At 52.7% G+C, this 17,595-nt stretch carries 16 protein-coding genes; 15 read left to right on the top strand and 1 reads right to left on the bottom strand.

What is annotated here, in order from left to right; all coding sequences use genetic code 11:
• The first annotated feature begins 141 nt into the window (after positions 1-141).
• The 12 genes from ABFD83_11035 (at position 142) to ABFD83_11090 (ending at position 12,036) form a co-directional block, all read left to right on the top strand.
• Positions 142-939: a tetratricopeptide repeat protein gene (locus ABFD83_11035; protein ID MEN6357603.1), complete on the top strand. Its 798-nt coding sequence runs from the start codon at positions 142-144 to the stop codon at positions 937-939.
• Between the two features lie 63 nt (positions 940-1,002).
• Positions 1,003-1,461 carry a ribose 5-phosphate isomerase B gene (rpiB, locus tag ABFD83_11040; protein ID MEN6357604.1) on the top strand — a complete coding sequence of 153 codons (459 nt, stop codon included), beginning with the start codon at positions 1,003-1,005 and terminating at the stop codon, positions 1,459-1,461.
• 115 nt (positions 1,462-1,576) lie between these two features.
• The gene (gene glyA, locus ABFD83_11045; GenBank protein MEN6357605.1) at positions 1,577-2,833 is read left to right on the top strand and encodes a serine hydroxymethyltransferase; all 1,257 of its coding nucleotides are present in this window, start codon (positions 1,577-1,579) and stop codon (positions 2,831-2,833) included.
• 263 nt (positions 2,834-3,096) lie between these two features.
• On the top strand, positions 3,097-4,056 hold the full coding sequence (locus ABFD83_11050; protein MEN6357606.1) for an MraY family glycosyltransferase: 960 nt from the start codon (positions 3,097-3,099) through the stop codon (positions 4,054-4,056).
• Between the two features lie 195 nt (positions 4,057-4,251).
• Positions 4,252-5,364, top strand: a complete 1,113-nt coding sequence (gene wecB, locus ABFD83_11055) for a UDP-N-acetylglucosamine 2-epimerase (non-hydrolyzing) (GenBank protein ID MEN6357607.1) — start codon at positions 4,252-4,254, stop codon at positions 5,362-5,364.
• Positions 5,364-6,485 (top strand): AI-2E family transporter, encoded by a 1,122-nt coding sequence (locus ABFD83_11060; GenBank protein ID MEN6357608.1) that lies wholly within the window; start codon positions 5,364-5,366, stop codon positions 6,483-6,485. Before wecB ends, ABFD83_11060 begins: the two co-directional genes overlap by 1 nt.
• Positions 6,486-6,521: 36 nt before the next feature.
• Positions 6,522-7,355 (top strand): undecaprenyl-diphosphatase UppP, encoded by an 834-nt coding sequence (gene uppP / locus ABFD83_11065; protein ID MEN6357609.1) that lies wholly within the window; start codon positions 6,522-6,524, stop codon positions 7,353-7,355.
• A gap of 97 nt (positions 7,356-7,452) precedes the next feature.
• Positions 7,453-8,598: an isocitrate/isopropylmalate dehydrogenase family protein gene (locus ABFD83_11070; protein ID MEN6357610.1), complete on the top strand. Its 1,146-nt coding sequence runs from the start codon at positions 7,453-7,455 to the stop codon at positions 8,596-8,598.
• A 7-nt stretch (positions 8,599-8,605) separates the two neighbouring features.
• Positions 8,606-9,394, top strand: coding sequence for a DnaJ domain-containing protein (locus ABFD83_11075; GenBank protein ID MEN6357611.1), 789 nt, complete (start codon positions 8,606-8,608; stop codon positions 9,392-9,394).
• Entirely contained in the window at positions 9,391-9,981 is a 591-nt protein-coding gene (locus ABFD83_11080) for an ankyrin repeat domain-containing protein (GenBank protein ID MEN6357612.1), read from the top strand. Before ABFD83_11075 ends, ABFD83_11080 begins: the two co-directional genes overlap by 4 nt.
• A 64-nt stretch (positions 9,982-10,045) precedes the next feature.
• Entirely contained in the window at positions 10,046-11,248 is a 1,203-nt protein-coding gene (locus ABFD83_11085; GenBank protein MEN6357613.1) for a LysM peptidoglycan-binding domain-containing protein, read from the top strand.
• A gap of 23 nt (positions 11,249-11,271) precedes the next feature.
• Positions 11,272-12,036, top strand: coding sequence for an inositol monophosphatase family protein (locus ABFD83_11090; protein MEN6357614.1), 765 nt, complete (start codon positions 11,272-11,274; stop codon positions 12,034-12,036).
• A gap of 197 nt (positions 12,037-12,233) precedes the next feature.
• Here ABFD83_11090 and ABFD83_11095 read toward each other — a convergent pair whose 3' ends face one another.
• Positions 12,234-14,348 (bottom strand): glutamine synthetase III, encoded by a 2,115-nt coding sequence (locus tag ABFD83_11095; protein MEN6357615.1) that lies wholly within the window; start codon positions 14,346-14,348, stop codon positions 12,234-12,236.
• A 228-nt stretch (positions 14,349-14,576) separates the two neighbouring features.
• Here ABFD83_11095 and ABFD83_11100 point away from each other — a divergent pair, with 228 nt between their 5' ends.
• From ABFD83_11100 to ABFD83_11110, 3 genes are all read left to right on the top strand, one after another.
• Positions 14,577-16,382, top strand: a complete 1,806-nt coding sequence (locus ABFD83_11100; GenBank protein MEN6357616.1) for a polysaccharide deacetylase family protein — start codon at positions 14,577-14,579, stop codon at positions 16,380-16,382.
• Between the two features lie 83 nt (positions 16,383-16,465).
• A complete protein-coding gene (locus tag ABFD83_11105; protein MEN6357617.1) occupies positions 16,466-17,302 on the top strand; it encodes a hypothetical protein in 837 nt (278 codons plus the stop codon).
• A gap of 132 nt (positions 17,303-17,434) precedes the next feature.
• Positions 17,435-17,595, top strand: a 161-nt coding sequence (locus tag ABFD83_11110; protein MEN6357618.1) for a CHC2 zinc finger domain-containing protein, incomplete at its 3' end; no start/stop codon positions are given.

A 17,595-nucleotide genomic window follows, 5' to 3' on the forward strand; every position in this document is an offset into this window, starting at 1 on the left:
GGACGGGCTAAGGCCCGCAGCCTCAAATTCTGTTTACTGGTGATATTACCTGATTTTTACTGGTTTGGCAGGAAAAGAGTATGATCCGGATAAGTGGTTAAGTGGAGTATGTCGTGCATCGGCATGCAGTTATGGATAATTATGACGAATACAAACAATACAACCGGACATGGACGAGTTAGGACCAGCGCCACGCGGCTTTCCAGCCTGATGAAGCGCGCCAGTTCGCTTGCCGACCAGGGTATGTTTGACGAGGCAATTGCCAACATCAAAGAGGCGATAGCGCTGTGTCCCGGTGACCCGAAGTTCAGCATACAGCTTGCCAATATTTACCGTGCGCAGAATCGAATGGGACCCGCAATAGAGGCTATGCGTACAGCCATTGAGCTTGATCCGAAGGACGGCGATCTGCAGCAGCAACTGTTGCGCACTCTCCTTGAGATGGGTCGTTACGATGAGGCAATAGCAATCAGCAACAGACTCCTCAAAAGTCACCCGAGGAATCTTATCGCGCGCGACATACTCGGCATTGCATATTTGCAGCAGGGCAGACTCGACAGCGCTCTTAAGGTTACCGACGAGCTTATTCATCTTGCTCCCACGGATGCCGCGCACCATTTCAAAAAGGCTGTTTTGCTTCAGCAAAAAGGCGAGATATCACGCGCAATGTCTGCATTCCTGCTGGCTCTTGAGATGGAACCGGACGGCGGTCTGGCGGATGATGCCCGCGAAGCCATAGCCGCGCTCGACAGCTATCAGCTAAAGCAGATACTTACGCTTGCAGTTGAGGATGCTGTTTTCAGAGCAAAAATAGCACTTGATCCCGAAACCGCACTTGCTCAGCGGGGTTTTCATCTGAGCATGGCCGGTGTATCCACATTAAGACAGCTCGACCTCGGAAATCTCCCCGGCGATCCGCAGAGCAGATACTACCACTAGCGTCCAATTTGGCTTTACAATCCTCCCTGCCGGGGTTTATAATATGCCCTGGAGGGCGAGCCCATGAACGCTAAAAACACACCCATCGCAATCGGGTCAGACCATGCGGGTTATTACCTTAAAGAGAGCCTGGCCGAGGACCTGAAAGCCGATGGTTATCAGATACAAGACTTCGGCACATTTTCACTCGAATCGGTCGACTACCCGGACATCGCGCGCGAGGTCGCCGAGGCGGTTTCGTCGGGTCGGTTTGAGAAGGGCATCCTCGTGTGCGGGACAGGCATTGGGGTTTCTATCACCGCCAACAAGGTAAAGGGCATAAGAGCCGCTGTCTGTTCGGAGACCTATTCCGCAAAGATGAGCCGTCAGCACAACAATGCCAATATCATAGCCGTCGGCGCCAGAGTCGTGGGGCCTGGGCTTGCGCTGGATATAGTAAAGAGTTTTCTTGAAACACCATTTGAGCATGGATCGCGCCACGAGCGGCGCGTGGATAAGATAAATGCGCTCGACGAGCGCTAGGAAAAATGCGCTCGATGAGCGCTAGGAAAAATGCGCTCGATGAGCGCTAGATGTAGGTAACAGGCAACAGGGCACAGGTAATAGGAGGCTTTTTGTGGGAGCGAATGATAAATTGATGAGTAATATCAATGCGCCGCTGGAGCAGGTTGATCCTGAGGTGGCGGGCATAATCGGCGATGAGATAAAGCGCCAGAATGACAAAATACTGCTCATCGCATCGGAGAATTACGCCAGCAAAGCGGTAATGGAGGCGCAGGGTTCGGTCCTTACGAACAAATATGCCGAGGGCTATTCGGGCAAGCGCTATTACGGCGGCTGCGAAAATGTGGACCGCGTCGAAATGCTTGCCATTGAGCGCGCGAAAGAGCTTTTCGGGGCGGAGCATGCCAACGTACAGCCGCACTCAGGCTCGCAGGCCAATATGGCGGCTTACTTTGCGTTCATGAAGCCCGGCGATAATTATCTGTCGATGGAACTCTCCCACGGCGGCCACCTCACACACGGCAGTCATGTCAATTTTTCTGGCATTTTATATAACCCATGCTACTACGGTGTCGATCCTGAGACCGAGATGCTCAACTACGACACCATCCGCAAGCTGGCTGAAGATTGCCGGCCTAAGATGATCGTAACCGGAGCGACAGCTTATCCTCGATTCTGGGATTGGGCCGAGTTTAGAAAGATAGCCGACAGCGTCGGCGCTATCCTTATGGCCGATATCGCTCACGTCGCAGGGCTTATCGCGGCTGGCGAGCACCCGTCCCCGGTGCCTTATTGCGATATAGTCACATTCACCACGCATAAGACCCTTCGTGGTCCGCGCGCAGGTATGATCCTGTGCAAGCAGGAGCATGCCAAGGCTGTAAACAAAGCGGTTTTCCCTGGTCTGCAGGGCGGCCCGCTGGAGCATGTGATAGCGGCTAAGGCAGTATGTTTGCATGAGGCTCTTCAACCGTCGTTCAAAGAGTATCAGAAGCAGATCAAGCTCAATGCAGCCGCACTCGCCAAGACTCTCGAATCCGGCGGAATGCGATTGGTGAGCGGGGGAACTGATAACCACCTCATGCTCGTAGACTTGACTGGTCTCGGCTTAACCGGCAAGGCCGCGCAAGAGGCTTTGGATAAGGTCGGGATCGTGTGCAATAAGAATATGATCCCGTTTGATAAAGAGAAGCCGGCGTTTACCAGTGGTGTTCGCATCGGGACTCCATGCGTCACCACTCGCGGTATGAAAGAGCCTGAGATGGTAAAGATCGGCGAGATGATCGTCAAGTGCTTGAAGCATATGACAGACTCGCCGGAAGATACAGCCGCGCGCGATCAGATTGCTGCAGAGGTCAAGACACTAACCAGTGGCTTCCCGATTTACTAAAATGTTGATCGTCGGGGATTTGAATCCCCGACGCACGTAATCTGGGACTTTAGTCCCAGAACCATTGTTGCCATTTGATTGTATTTTAAGGATTAATATCCTTGATATATAAGGTCCGGAATTTAATCCCGGACCATCACGGAATTTCCATGGCTTTTACCAGGTAACCATAGGCCGAGTGCCGGTTGCGAGGTACGGAAGATGAAAATGACAATCTCATCCGACACCCAACACCCATCACCCAACACCCAAAAAGGATGTCTATGAACTCAACATTATTGGCCGCGCTGATCAGTCTTGTTGTGGCCTTGATATTGACCCCACAGGTCAAAATGCTGGCGACACGCCTTGGAGTGGTTGCTCGTCCCGGTGGCAGGCGTGTGCACTCGCGGGTCACGCCTCTTATGGGCGGCATCGCAATGTATGCGGGGTTCATCGTGGCAATTATCGTTGTCGTGGCGCTGAGCCCGCGGCTGCATTTTGATATGCAGACGATAGGCATCCTTGTCGGAGCGACCTATGTTTCGATCATAGGTGTCATTGACGACAAATACGAGCTTCCCGGCTGGTTCCAGGCGCTGAGCATACTTATCAGCGGCACGATCCTCGTGCTCTTCGGTGTAAAGATACAGCACGTTACCAACCCCTTCCATGGCGGCCATTTAATGTGGCTCGGTTGGATAGGCATTCCAGTGACTCTGATCTGGGTCCTGATGGTAACCAAAGCAGTGGACTGTATGGACGGCCTCGATGGTCTGGCGGCGGGCATATCCGGGATTGCGGCGGCAACTCTAATGCTGATGGCGCTGCGTTCGGGTGAGCGTTTCGAGATATCCGCTGTAATGGCTGCGGCCCTGCTTGGTGGAACAATAGGCTTTCTGCGCTATAACTATCCCCCCGCAAAGATTTTCATGGGCACAATAGGCGCTCAGTTTCTCGGCTTTATGCTTGCCGGAATATCGATTGCGGGAGCATTTAAGATAGCAGCGTTTGTGGCGGTGGCGGCGCCTGTGCTGGTTCTGGGCGTGCCTCTCTTCGACACTACGTTTGTAGTCCTCAGAAGAATTGCCACCGGCAAGAAGATACACGAAGCCGATACCAGCCATCTCCATCACAGACTTATGAACAAAGGCTTTTCGCACAGGCAGGTAGTATGGCTTATCTACGGTCTGACGATGCTTTTCTGCGCTGCGGCGTATACGCTTTTTGTCTATGCCAGATGAGTAAGTAACAGGCAATAGGTAACAGGCAACAGGTAATAGGGTGCAGATAACTTGACTCCCTCTCCCTGGGGGAGAGGGTTGGGGTGAGGGCGCAACTGATTTAGTATTTGAGATTTTGTATTTATTATTTTGGCGTTTCAATAACAGTCATTCCGAACGAATGTGAGGAATCTGCTTTTTGGGTTAAGGTGAGTTATGAAAATTTTAGCAGTATGCGGCACCAGGCCGGACACGGTAAAAATGGCTCCGGTCGTGCTTGAGATCAAGCGGCATCCGAGCGAGGCGGAGCTTGTAATGGCTGTTACCGGCCAGCATCGTGAAATGCTCGAACAGGTGCTGCATGCCTTCAACCTGACACCCGATTACGATCTTCATATTATGTCTGCCCGGCAAACTCTGGCGCAGATAACTACCCGTGCGCTCGAGGGTCTGGACGATGTAATCCAAAAAGTCAAGCCCGATCTTGTGTTGGCGCAGGGCGACACCACAACCACCTTCGTTGCGAGTCTCGCCGCGTTCTACAATAAGATTCCTTTCGGCCATGTCGAAGCGGGCCTTCGCACCGATAACAAATACGATCCGTTTCCTGAGGAGATAAACAGGCGGTTGGCGGGTGTGATAACCGATCTGCATTTTGCCCCGACCGATGTCGCAAAGGACAATCTCCTGCGAGAGGGCGTGTGTGCCGATGATATATATGTCACCGGCAACACGGTAATCGACGCATTGCTAAAGATCGCCGCCCAGCCGCATGAGTTCGATAATGCTGATGTTCGCGCTGCGGCGGAATCCGGCAGGATGATATTGCTCACGGCTCACCGTCGGGAGAACTGGGGCGAGCCGATGAGGGATATCTGCGCGGCGATAAAGCAGATAATCGCCCAAAATCCCGACGTGCATGTAGTCTTTCCGGTGCACAAAAATCCGATAGTCCGTGATGTGGTTTTCCCGGAACTAACGGGCACACAGCGCGTAATACTAATGGAGCCGCCGGACTATGTGCCGTTTGTCCATCTTATGAAGTCGGCTCACATAGTGCTTACCGACTCCGGCGGAGTGCAGGAAGAGGCACCGTCTCTGGGTAAACCGGTCTTGGTGCTCAGAAAGACCACCGAGCGGCCTGAGGGAGTTTCGGCGGGCAGCGCAAAACTCGTCGGGACCAATACTCAGGCAATTGTTGACGAGGCTGAAAACCTGCTGCATGATCGTGCGGCTTATGATAAAATGGCTCAAGTAAAGAACCCGTACGGCGACGGTTCCGCCGCTGAAAGGATCTGGCAGATAATCTGCTCCCGGTTTAACATTTGATGGCAAGCGGAGTTGAAAATTCGATAAAAGTCATCTGGGGACTGCTTGTACGGCTGGTCATCTTCGTGGCAGCGGCGTATGTGCTCTATCGTGTCCGCACGATTCTTATATCGGTCTTGATATCTATCCTGCTTGCTTATGCCCTCCTTCCACTTGTGGACTGGCTGTGCAAAAAACGAGCGCTTCGGCTGCACCCGAAGACGCAGAGACTTATAGCCACGATTGTTGTTTTCGTCGCATTCTTGGCAGTTGCAACTGTCATGGTTGCGGTTATGACTACTCCGTTTAATGATGAGCTTTCCCGGTTTACAGGCAGCTTCCAGCAATATGCGGACCAGTTAAGCGGGTTTGCAGGCAGCTTCGAAAAGTGGTATGCAAATGCAGTCCCCTATGATGTCAAGAACCTGATCGGCAATCTGGACTACTCAGGGTTATCGAAAACATTCAGCATATATTTGCAGAGGCTGTTGACCGTCACAAAGTCGTGGATCGGTCTCGCGCTCGAGCTTATACTGATCCCGGTGCTGGCCTTTTATTTCGTGCTCGATCACAGGACGCTTACCCGGGAGATGTATGGTCTGGTTCCAAAAAGACGCCGTCGGGAGGCGATCAGGATCGGACATGAGATCGGTATGATCCTGCAGAGTTATGTCGTTGGGCAGATCATCTTGTGTGTGCTGGCGGGTGTGCTGACCGGAGTCTTTCTGGGGATACTCAGTGTTCCGTATGTTATAGTCCTTGCTCTGTTTGCAGCCATAACTCGTGCGATTCCGGTGATCGGCCCTGTAGTGAGCGGCATCCCCATTGTGTTGGTTGGGCTCTTGAACTTCCACGGCCTTGCCGTCCCGATGTATTTACTAGTATTCGTTATAGTCATGCATTTCGCCGAGAGTAAGTTTATCATGCCCAAGCTGATAGGTGACCGGCTCAGGCTCCACCCGGCAGTGGTAATCATCGTGCTGCTGATCGGAGCGGAGTTCTGCGGACTGATCGGGATGTTCCTTGCGGCTCCCGTTGCGGCAATCGTGCGTGAACTGATCCGGCTGTATTATATCCGGCCGCACGGCAAAGTGCCTCTTTTGGATATAGAAGAAGATCCTAGTGATGCTGTGGCTGTTTAGCCTGAAAAACTAATATCGGAAGCTGGAGTAAGTATATTGTTATCCGCTTGGCAAGCTATTATATTGGGGGCCGTTCAAGGCCTTACTGAGTTTATCCCCGTGAGCAGTTCGGGGCATCTTATCGCAATTCCATATCTGCTCCACTGGAACTATCAGGGCAAAGCATTCGATGTAGCCGCTCACATGGGCACGCTTGTCGCTCTGGTTGCATATTACTGGCGCGACTGGATATCTATTCTCTCCAGCTTTGCCTCCCATATATTCAAGGGCAAGCCGTATGACAAGGACGACTCCACCGGTGTGAGCGGCCGCTTGTTTGTTCCTATACTTGTAGCGTGTGTACCTGCAGCCATAGTGGGATATTTATGGGATGACCTGATCGAGACCAAGCTCAGCGTATGGTATGTCGTTGCACCTGCCATGGCCGTATTCGGCCTGATAATGTTTTGGGCTGACCGTGCCGGAAAAAAGCAGCGCGACATGGCTCATATGACCTATGTGGACTACATTACTATCGGCGTTGCGCAGGCAATGGCACTGCTGCCGGGCGTATCCAGGTCCGGTATTACGATCACCGCCGGGCTCTTCAGAAACCTCGACCGTTCCGCAGCCGCAAGGTTCAGTTTCCTCCTTTCGACCCCGATTGTCTTTGGCGCCGGTATGATGGCACTTAAAAAGGTCCTGCACACGGGCATGGTCGCTCAGGAATGGACTGCATTTGGTTGGGGATTTGCAAGCGCAGCCATATTCGGCTACATTGCGATTCACTTCCTGATCAGCTTCCTACGCAAGAACTCCATGACGGCCTTTGTTGTCTATCGGATAGTCTTTGCCGCACTTATGGTTGGAGTCTTTCTCCTTAAAGTGTAGTTGAGCCTGACACCCTCAAACTTCGACTCTCGTTTGACACCCTGCCTGCCGCCGTGGTACAGTTTGGTTGGACATATAGACAATGGAGGATGGTTAATTGTCATACAAGATCACACTAATCCCGGGCGATGGGACCGGACCTGAAATTACCGAGGCGACTCGCAGGGTCATCGAGGCAACCGGGGTTGATATAGAATGGGAAGTCAAGGAAGCAGGCGTTGACGTAATGGAAAAATACGGCACTCCGCTGCCCGCCGGGGTCCTTGACAGCATCCGAGCCAACAAAGTCGCGCTCAAAGGGCCGATCACCACTCCTATCGGCAAGGGTTTTAGAAGTGTGAATGTGGCCCTGCGCAGGGAGCTTGACCTGTATGCATGCGTGCGGCCCTGTAAGTTTTACCCGGGCATCAGGTCCAGGTATCAGGATGTCGATCTGGTGGTCGTGCGTGAGAACACTGAAGACTTATACGCGGGCGTAGAGTGGGATTTGGATTCTGACGAAGCCAATCAGATCATAAACATGTCCGGCGGAAAGATCCGCAAAGACTCGGCTATCTCGATCAAGCCGATATCGGTCACCGGCACAAGAAGAATCGTCAAGCTCGCGTTCGATTATGCCATCGCCAATGGTCGAAAGAGCGTAACAGCCGTTGCCAAAGCAAATATAATGAAGTTCACAGACGGCCTTTTCTATAAAGTCGCTCGTGAGGTCGCAAAAGCCTATGGAGCAAAGTTTGAGTGGAGCGATCTTGAGCCCGAGCAGGGCGATCCGACTCTGGCCGACTGTGCGGGCAAAGGCGCGGGAATCGTCTATAATGAGCGCCTGGTAGACAACATGTGTATGCAGCTTGTGCAGAAGCCCGAGCTTTATGACGTGATATGCCTGCCAAACCTCTACGGCGATATTCTATCGGACCTTTGCGCGGGTTTGGTCGGCGGGCTGGGTGTTGCTCCCGGTGCGAATATCGGTGACGGTGTCGCACTCTTTGAGCCTACCCATGGCAGCGCGCCTAAATATAAGGGTCAGAACAAAGTCAACCCGATTGCAATGATCCTTTCTGGAATGCTGATGCTCCGGCACATAGGCGAGACTAATGCAGCCGACAGGCTCGAAGCAGCCGTTGCCAAGATAGTTGCCGAGGGCAAGGACGTCACATATGATATGAAGCCGGACCGCAATGATCCGACCGCAGTGGGCACCTCGCAGGTTGCCGATGCGATTATAAGGGAGCTGGGCAAGTAGAGCGTTCGTGAGCAAGATAGAAATATCTCATACAGATGATGAGCAGGAACTAAAAGATAAACAGGCCGAGTTGATCAGGCTCAAGACTCGGCTCACCAAACTTGAGCTGGACCTGGCAACACTACAGGCCCAGCTTCATGCATTTGAGGTGCGCTATATACGCTCGGTCGGCGTGCTCTACTCCGAGCTTGACGAGATAAACGCTCAAATTGCCGAAGAGCTTGCACGGATCCACCCTGATAGAGTTGAGGTGCAAAACCAGGCCCAGGAGGCGAGAGCCCATGCCCGTGAGACTGCCGAGACTGTCGGTGAGGTCCGTAAGAAGCCCGAAGAAAAAGACGCATTCCAGCCCTCGGACGAAATCAAGCAGCTATATCGAAAACTGGCAAAGCAGATTCACCCCGACCTGGCCTCGGATGACGACGACCGCTCACAGCGTAACGACATAATGGCGGAAGTAAACCGCGCCTACGAGGACGGCAATATCGAGCGCCTGCAGCAGATCCTGCATGAGTGGAAAACCAGTCCTGAAGCAATAAAAGGCGAAACGATTGAAGCAAGGCTCGCCCGCATTGTTCTCAAAATCGAACGGGTAAGACAGAGACTGACGGCGATCCGACTCGAGATGGAAAGTCTTACGCAATCCAGACTCCATGAGCTGAAGATCAAGGTCGAGAAGGGCGAAATACTGGGCCGCGATGTGCTTGGCGAAATGGCAATCCGCGTTCGCAAGTTTATAGAAGATTCCAAATTGCGGCTTGAAAAACTGCAAAATACTCAATCCGAGGATTTATGAACGAAACATCCTGCAAAATTGTTCCGGCTCCATCGGGCAAGCTGGCGACGCGCTCATCCGCGCTTGTCGGAAGAGGACTGGCTCTGCTCAGGCAGATGTCCGCACACGCAAAGTACCGAGGGCTCGGCTGGACCTCGCTCCACATAGCCGCTCTGGGCGATCACAGGAGAGAGGCTGAGATTCTTACAGTGCGAGGCGAGGATGTCAATGCACGGGATAAATTCGGTCACACCCCTTTATTCTTCGCAAGAAGCGCTTACATGGCGCAGGTGCTGATCTCGGCTGGCGCAGATGTCAACGCAATGAGGGATGACGGCGGCACAGCCCTCCATCGTGCCGCCCGGGGCGGATTGCGGTCTGTTGCTAAAATCCTGATACAATCCGGCGCAGATATCAGCGCGTCAAAGAATGGATCAACTGCGCTGCACATAGCCGCACGACACGGCCATTGGATAGTCGTAGAGCTTTTAGTCTCAAGCGGTGCAGATGTAAATGCCCTCGATAGTTTCGGTCAAACCCCTCTGGACGGGGCTGAAAGCGCAGGTCATAAAGACGTTGCTGAGCTATTAAGGAGACATGTCGGCTAATCCTCTTGACAAAACCAAAAAAAGCTGTAAATATATGCTCGTAAGGTCTATGGAGGTGTCGCGGATGGGACATATAACCTCAATGGTCTTGGACGCCGCCGAAATTTGGGCATACGAGTGTATGCTGCCGGATGATTGGCCTGTCTCGCAGCTTGCATCCCGCCTTGCTGAGTTGGTCAAGCTTCCAAATGTGGGCTCGGACAACTACCCCATAAACTATGGCCTTGTGCAGTTGCGCGGGAGCGCAATCGACCCTCAATCAAGACTTACCGACCTCGCTCTCCCGGATCACCCTGTTTTCAGAATCGTCCCGGAGATTACAGCGGCTCAAGAGACTCTGGACTTTGTGTTTGACGAGAGCAACGTGATCGAACGCAATCCTGTGCAGCGCTCCGATGTGAAGATTATTAACCAGAGGCTGATTACTGAGGATGTCCGGCTCGACCTGAAGGCGGATGTGCGCATTGATGCCGCGGTTCACAGGCAGATCGAGGATTTTGCGAGCAGAGACCGGCTCAAAGAGAGCGCCGGGCTGCTGCTCGGCACTGTCACTGATGAGGAACATGACCGCGCCATACATATCAAGGCGGCGCTGCCTGCTTATGATGCCCAGGGAAGTCGTACCAGCGTGAAGATCGATCTGCAAGCGTGGGGTCAGATGCTGCTGGACCGCGATAAACGTTATGGCGATCTCGATGTATTGGGCTGGTTCCATACTCATGCGGGTTGGGGAGTGTTTATGTCCGACGCCGATGTGTTCATTCACAGGCACTTCTTCCGCCATCCGAATATGGTGGCATATGTGCTCGACCCGAGCATGGGCAAGGACGGTTTTTTCAACTGGCACGACGGCACAATCGGCCTGTGCCCAAGTTATGGCCTGGTAGGGGCGTCCAGTGAGGTCAGGCGTCAGAGTAAGGGTAAACGCCGCGTAAAGCATACACTGCGCAATTTTATTATTGCGATTATAATTGCTGCTGCGCTGTGCGTGGCTGCCATCCGTCTGCCGATATCAAGCAGGATTTTTCATCCGGCACATAAGGCTCATGTGACACAGCAAAAACAGCAAATCGCGCCGGTAGATATCAAGACGCAGGTATATACTTTGCAAAAAGGCGAAACGCTCTGGAGCGTGTGTAAGCGGTTCTACGGCAATGCCAAGCTGGCCGACTCCCTGGCGAGATATAATAAAATCGATGATATAAAGAGTTTGTCGGTCGGCAGGGAAATAATGATTCCGCCAAAGGAAGAATTGGAAAAAAGATAGTGAGTGTGCAGTTGGAAGATTTTATGAAAGACCTCGCGCTGGGCGCGGGAAAGATTATCAAAGACAAATTTCATGCAGTTAAGAAATGGCATGCAAAAGCTGACCTTGGAGATATAGTCACCGAGGTCGATATAGCCTCTGAAAAATACGTAATAGACCGTATTCGCGAGCAATACCCCGATGACCGTATCCTCTCGGAGGAGAGCGGGGTGATCGGCGAGGGCAGCAAGGGCAGGCTCTGGATAATAGACCCCCTCGACGGCACCCGAAACTACATGACCGGCATCCCGTTCTTCTGTGTTTCGATTGTGGTCACCGCCGACGGCAAGCCCGAAATGGGTGTGATCTACGACCCTATTCACGATGAGATGTATTTCGCCAGTCGCGGCGGCGGAGCTTATCTCAACGATGAGCCGATTCATGTATCCACGCAGGAGTCTCTGCGAGATAGCCTCGTCTCGGTGAGCTGGGTCAGGCGCAAGGTAGACCGAGAGGTGTTTGTCGATTATATCGAACAGATCAGCCGCGATACGTCCTATTTCAGGCGGCTGGGCTCGGCTGCTCTTGTGCTGACATATATTGCTGCCGGCAGGCTCCATGCATACATGCAGGGCGGCCTCAACCCGTGGGATGTAGCGGCGGGAGTGTTGATAGTCGAAGAGGCTGGGGGAGTGGTCACCGATTTCCAGGGCGAGCCGATAGACCTACGCAACCCCGATATCGAAATTCTCACATCCAACCCGGTCCTGCACAAGCTCCTGCTGGATAATGTGATTTCAAAGCGTTGATCTTGATCGTCAGGGGTTTGAACCCCCGACGCATGTATCCGGGACTTTAGTCGCCAATGTAAAGGCCGTGCAGGGGATGAATATCCCAAATAACACAGGTCCGGGATTCAAATCCCGGACCATCGACATAGCAACGAAAAAAAGGCCGAGGCGTAAACACCCCGACCCTTAGTTTTTCAATTTTCGCTGTCAGCCGATCACCTTACAAACAGCATCTCAGCATATGTAGGCAGCGGCCACATATCTGCGTCGACTATCATCTCCAGAGAATCTACAGCCTTGCGGACCTCAGCCATCGCAGGGATAACTGTGTCGCGATAGGCACGAGCCTGCTTTGCGACATCCTCGACTGCAGCGGACTTTTCGACCGCCTCTTCGAGTGTGACGATTCCTACCTGCAGGTCATCGGTCAGTGAGCAGACATCACCCAGAATCTTGTTCTGAGCCTTTGAAGACGCTCCGGCTGCCTTTACCGAGTTGATGGTATCGGCAAGCATGCTCGAATACTCGATAGCGACCGGCAGTATCTGGCGCTTTGCCATACTGATTGCCGTCAGACCCTCAATATTGATTTCTTTGCAGTATCTCTCAAGTAGAATTTCATATCGCGCACGCCACTCAGTCTCAGAAAGCACTGCATGCTTCGAGAAGAGCTTAATAACATCCGGGTCCAGCATAGCTTCAAGAGCATCTACAGAGTTGCGGATGTTCGGTAGACCGCGCTTCTCTGCCTCTGCTTCCCAATCCTTGGTATAGTTGTCACCATTGAAGATAATCTTTTTGTGCTCAACGGCAATCCTGCCGAGGATTTCCTGCGCCTTTGCGCTTACGTCGGATGCCTTCTCCAATGCGTCAGCAATCTCACAGAGAACATCGGCCACGATGCTGTTTAGTACAAAGTTCGGACCTGATGTAGACTGAGTCGAACCGACCATTCTGAACTCGAACTTGTTGCCGGTAAAGGCGAACGGCGAGGTGCGGTTGCGGTCGGTGCAGTCTTTCGGCAGAGGCGGAAGTGTGCTCACACCCAGCTTCAGAACGCCGCCGGACTTGCTGCTTGTCGCGCCGCCATGTGCAAGCTGCTTGAAGATATCGGTAAGCTGGTCACCAAGGAAGATCGATACAATCGCCGGAGGAGCCTCATTGGCGCCTAGGCGGTGGTCGTTGCCTGAGGTCGCGACGGTTGAGCGCAAGAGCTTGGCATACTTGTCGACCGCGCGGATAACTGCGCATACGAAAATCAGGAACTGCTCATTCTCATGCGGAGTCTTACCCGGGTCGAGCAGATTGATGCCGTCATTGGTAACCATTGACCAGTTATTGTGCTTGCCCGAACCGTTGACTCCAGCGAAGGGTTTCTCGTGCAGCAGGCAGACAAAGCCGTGGCGGATAGCCACCTTCTGCATTGTCTCCATAGTGAGCTGATTGTGATCGGTAGCGACGTTGACTGTCGCAAATACTGGAGCCAGCTCATACTGAGCGGGCGCAACTTCATTGTGCTGGGTTTTGGCCGAAACGCCCAGTTTCCAGAGCTCATCGTTTAGTTCGGCCATGTAAGAAGAAACGCGCTCGTGAATCGCGCCGAAGTAATGGTCTTCCATCTCCTGACCCTTGGGCGGAACGGCTCCGAAGAGTGTGCGCCCGCACACGATGAGGTCCATTCTATCTTTCACGAAATCGGCGTCGACCAGGAAATACTCCTGCTCAGGGCCGAGTGTGGCGATCACTCGATTGGATGTTTCGTTGCCGAGCGCACGCAGCACGCGGACAGCCTGCTTGTTCAAGGCATCCATAGAACGCAGCAGTGGGGTCTTTTTGTCCAGAGCCTCACTGGTATAAGAGCAGAATGCGCTCGGGATGTAGAGTGATATGCTGTCACCGTTCTCCTTGACAAAAACCGGAGAGGTGCAGTCCCATGCGGTATATCCACGGGCCTCAAAAGTTGCGCGAAGTCCGCCGGATGGGAACGATGAAGCATCAGGCTCACCCTGGATAAGTTCCTTTCCGCTGAATTCCATAATTATGCGGCCGTCATCGGTCGGAGAAATAAATGCGTCGTGCTTTTCGGCGGTCACACCGGTCATCGGCTGGAACCAGTGGCAGAAATGAGTTGCGCCCTTCTCAATTGCCCAGTCTTTTATGGCGTTCGCCACTGTGTTGGCGATACTCGGATCGAGCGCGGCACCTTCATCAATTGTGCGCTTGATGGATTTGTATACATCCTTAGGCAAGCGCTCGCGCATAACTGCTTCGCTGAATACGTTGGAGCCATACAGACTGCTGACCGGCTCGCTTTCAATTGGGTTACTCATCAGTTATCTTCCTCTCTTATTGAATCCAGGCCGGATGCGCCCTTGCATTTCCGTGCTATTATATTAGCACTATACGGCTTAGTTTTCTGTAATATTATCTCTATTAATTGTTTCATGTTTGTTTCGCGAGGTTTAAGCGTTTGTATCAAGGTGAAAGCTCAGGAGTCCGAATGGCCCTTTGTGCAGTTACTGCATAGGCCTCAATCATATGATGCGATCATACAGTGTGTGAAGCGAACCATTTCTCCTGTTTTGTCGTCTTATTACTGGAATATGTTAACGATCAAACGAAATACGGTTATTCTTGCCCTGATCACAGCGCTGCTCGCCTTCGCAGGCAGCGCATGTTTTTGCGCGTCCGAAGGCTACCTGGATCATGTGTCGGATGCTCTGGACGAACTCGAAAAGGGCAATACAAACGAGAGCGCAGCCGCACTGCGGGAGGCAATGTCCGATAACTCAGGCGACGCGCTGGCTTATGTCGCCATGGGTATGACTATGCTTTGTGGAGGAAGCGCCGACAGTGCTTACGATCAGTTCGATCAGGCGCTTAACCTGAACAAGCACTGTTCCTGCGCATCTTACGGCAAGGGGCTGTATTACCTGAGTAAGAATAAATTGAAGGATGCGGCTGCATCTTTTACCGAGGCTCGTGACCTGCCCACTAAAGGTGCGCTCGGATATGTAAAGGCAATCGATTCGGGCAAATATGCAGTTGTTGTGAGCGCGGGCGAAGATGAGTCGCTGCTGGCGATGAATGCGCTGTGCCTGATGAGCGAAAACAACTACGCCGAGGCGATGGAAATACTAAAGGGACTTCAAAAGAAGTCATCCGGACGCGCATTCGGAGAGCGCATCGGATGCGTTATGACATTTCTCAAGAGTACCCCGGTTCATTTCTCCGGCTGGCCGATAAAAAGTCCTACAAATCGTGTAAAGTCTAAGCTGCCTGAAATATCAGGCACGATCACGCTCAGAGCTGATCTGAGCAAGGCGGACAGCGTACGGATTGTCACGTTCCTGGTCGACGGCAGACTCGTCGGTATGACCAATAACCCGCCGTTTACATATTCCTGGGACACTACACGGATAGCCAACGGCACGCACAACATCAAGATTATCGGAACCAACGCATATGGCTCGGCAGTGAGCGACAAGAGTATTCAGGTGATGGTACGCAATGCCGTATCAGGCATAACCGCCGACCCGGTCTCAGGCGAGCGAGCGATTAAGTTGTGGGCGCGGCTGTGGAATATAATGTATCTGAGACCCTCGCGGGCCGGGATAAACTATAATCTGGCCAGGTGCGCTCTCAGACTACACGACGAACAGATGGCTATAGACGCGCTCGAACGGACAGTTGCGGCCAACCCGCGTTATTTGGATGTATCCGATCTGATAGCAAAGCTGGACAGCTCTCGCGGGAACTCTGAGAAGCTCTACGGCGTCAAGACAAATAGGAAGATAATTGCGCTTTCATTTGACGACGGCCCTAAGCAGAACTCCGGCTTACTATTAGATATTCTGAAGCAGAAAGATGTCAAAGCGACGTTTTTTGTAGTCGGCAAGCAGGTCGAGATATTTCCCGACATATTGAAGCGTATGACCTCCGAAGGGCACGATATCCAGAACCATACATACAATCACCGGGCGCTGGAGTTTCTCAGTCCCCAGGAGATAGAGCAGGAAATAGCAGCAGGGTCGGTGTGCGTGCGTGAAACAACAGGCAGAGGCACGCAGTATATCAGACCGCCCGGAGGGCGTTCGGACGGCAGGCTGGCAGGAATTGTCAAACAGATGGGCAAGACCGCCGTCTATTGGACAGCAGACTGCGCATCATTCGAGGGAACGACAAAAGAGAGGATGCACCACTTTGTTATGGCGTCGGCAAGACCGGGGGCTATAATATTGATGCACAACCTCGAGGGTGTGACTCTGCAGGCGCTGCCGAGCATTATCGACGATCTGAGGAGCAAAGGCTACAAGTTTGTGACCATATCCGAACTTGCTGCAAATGCAGACCCAAAAAAATGAGCCGAAGGTGAAGGAAAACGGCAATGGAAAGTTTAAGTGCTATAAGACAGCGAGACCTCTCGCGAATTGAGGAGTTAGGTTCAATGGTCTTGATTCGAAGGGCGCCTGCCGTAATGGTGGCCGCAATATTGATATTTTCAATGGCTGCAGGTAATCTGTGGGCAGCCAGAGGCGCATCAAAAATTTATGTGCCGGCTAAGATTATTAAGGGAGCAGCAGTTACAAAGGGACGCGCGTTCTACAAAACCGGCGTTCCGGAAAACAGCCTCGCGGGCATAAGGCTTGGGCGAGGGGCAAGGGATATCCTGGCTAAGTGGGGTAACCCGTCGAGAATCACTGTCGGCTCTCCGCAGAGTGAAGACCAGGCCGCCGCATCTGAAGGCGGGCCTGCCTACACATCAGCCCTTCCTGTGTCCGGAGGAGCATATAATCCCTACGCATCTGCTGCATCAGGCGTCAACATGGCTGCCAGTATGCTCGGGTATCAGAACTCAGTAATAGGTACAGGTAGCACGTTGCCCGCATTGCCCGGGGTTACAATGCCTGGAGAAGCCGGTTCGTCTCAAAGCCAGCCCAATGGCGGATCAAGCGCCGCGTTGACCGAGGAAGAGGTCACATGGACCTACGATCTTCAAAACGGCATCACGCTTGAGTTCATTATAACTGACGGCTTGATTACGCAGATCACCGTTGGAGGCGCGGGGCCGTGGCACCTTTCGAAGACAAGAAGCGGACTTCAGCTTGGCGATACATACAAGCTTGCGCTGTGGGTGTGCGGTTATCCTGAAAACCAGAAGTATGTTGGCCGCTTCCTGCGCGCCAGTTATGTAAACAAGAACAGAGCGCTTTATACATTCCTTAAAAACAAGCTCGTCGGTGTGACCATAGCTATGGTCCCGACCGAGATCAATCTCAAGTAATAGGTTTTCGGTTATCGGTCGTCAGTTCCCCCAAAACCGGAAACCGATAACTGTCAACTATGTTTAATCAGGTGAATTGAATTGAACACCTTCCGCTACCCCGTGGAGGAAATCCGCGAACGGTGCGACCTGGTGGAGATCATCTCTGCCCACGTCGCGCTGCGGAAAACCGGCAGGACATTCAAAGGGTTGTGCCCTTTTCACAATGAGAAGACGCCCTCCTTTCACGTGAACCCGGAACACCAACGCTGGAAATGTTTCGGGTGTGGCGAAGGAGGAGACGTCTTTTATTT

The sequence above is a fragment of the Armatimonadota bacterium genome, from assembly GCA_039679645.1.
Taxonomy (GTDB): Bacteria; Armatimonadota; UBA5829; order UBA5829; family UBA5829; genus UBA5829.

Excerpts from the sequence above, each read along its gene's own strand:
- ABFD83_11060 (MEN6357608.1), top strand. The coding sequence starts at position 5,364 with ATGGCAAGCGGAGTTGAAAATTCGATAAAAGTCATCTGGGGACTGCTT.
- ABFD83_11080 (MEN6357612.1), top strand. The coding sequence starts at position 9,391 with ATGAACGAAACATCCTGCAAAATTGTTCCGGCTCCATCGGGCAAGCTG.
- ABFD83_11085 (MEN6357613.1), top strand. The coding sequence starts at position 10,046 with ATGGGACATATAACCTCAATGGTCTTGGACGCCGCCGAAATTTGGGCA.
- ABFD83_11050 (MEN6357606.1), top strand. The coding sequence starts at position 3,097 with ATGAACTCAACATTATTGGCCGCGCTGATCAGTCTTGTTGTGGCCTTG.
- ABFD83_11090 (MEN6357614.1), top strand. The coding sequence starts at position 11,272 with ATGAAAGACCTCGCGCTGGGCGCGGGAAAGATTATCAAAGACAAATTT.
- wecB (MEN6357607.1), top strand. The coding sequence starts at position 4,252 with ATGAAAATTTTAGCAGTATGCGGCACCAGGCCGGACACGGTAAAAATG.
- glyA (MEN6357605.1), top strand. The coding sequence starts at position 1,577 with ATGAGTAATATCAATGCGCCGCTGGAGCAGGTTGATCCTGAGGTGGCG.
- ABFD83_11105 (MEN6357617.1), top strand. The coding sequence starts at position 16,466 with ATGGTCTTGATTCGAAGGGCGCCTGCCGTAATGGTGGCCGCAATATTG.
- ABFD83_11035 (MEN6357603.1), top strand. The coding sequence starts at position 142 with ATGACGAATACAAACAATACAACCGGACATGGACGAGTTAGGACCAGC.
- ABFD83_11095 (MEN6357615.1), bottom strand. The coding sequence starts at position 14,348 with ATGAGTAACCCAATTGAAAGCGAGCCGGTCAGCAGTCTGTATGGCTCC.
- rpiB (MEN6357604.1), top strand. The coding sequence starts at position 1,003 with ATGAACGCTAAAAACACACCCATCGCAATCGGGTCAGACCATGCGGGT.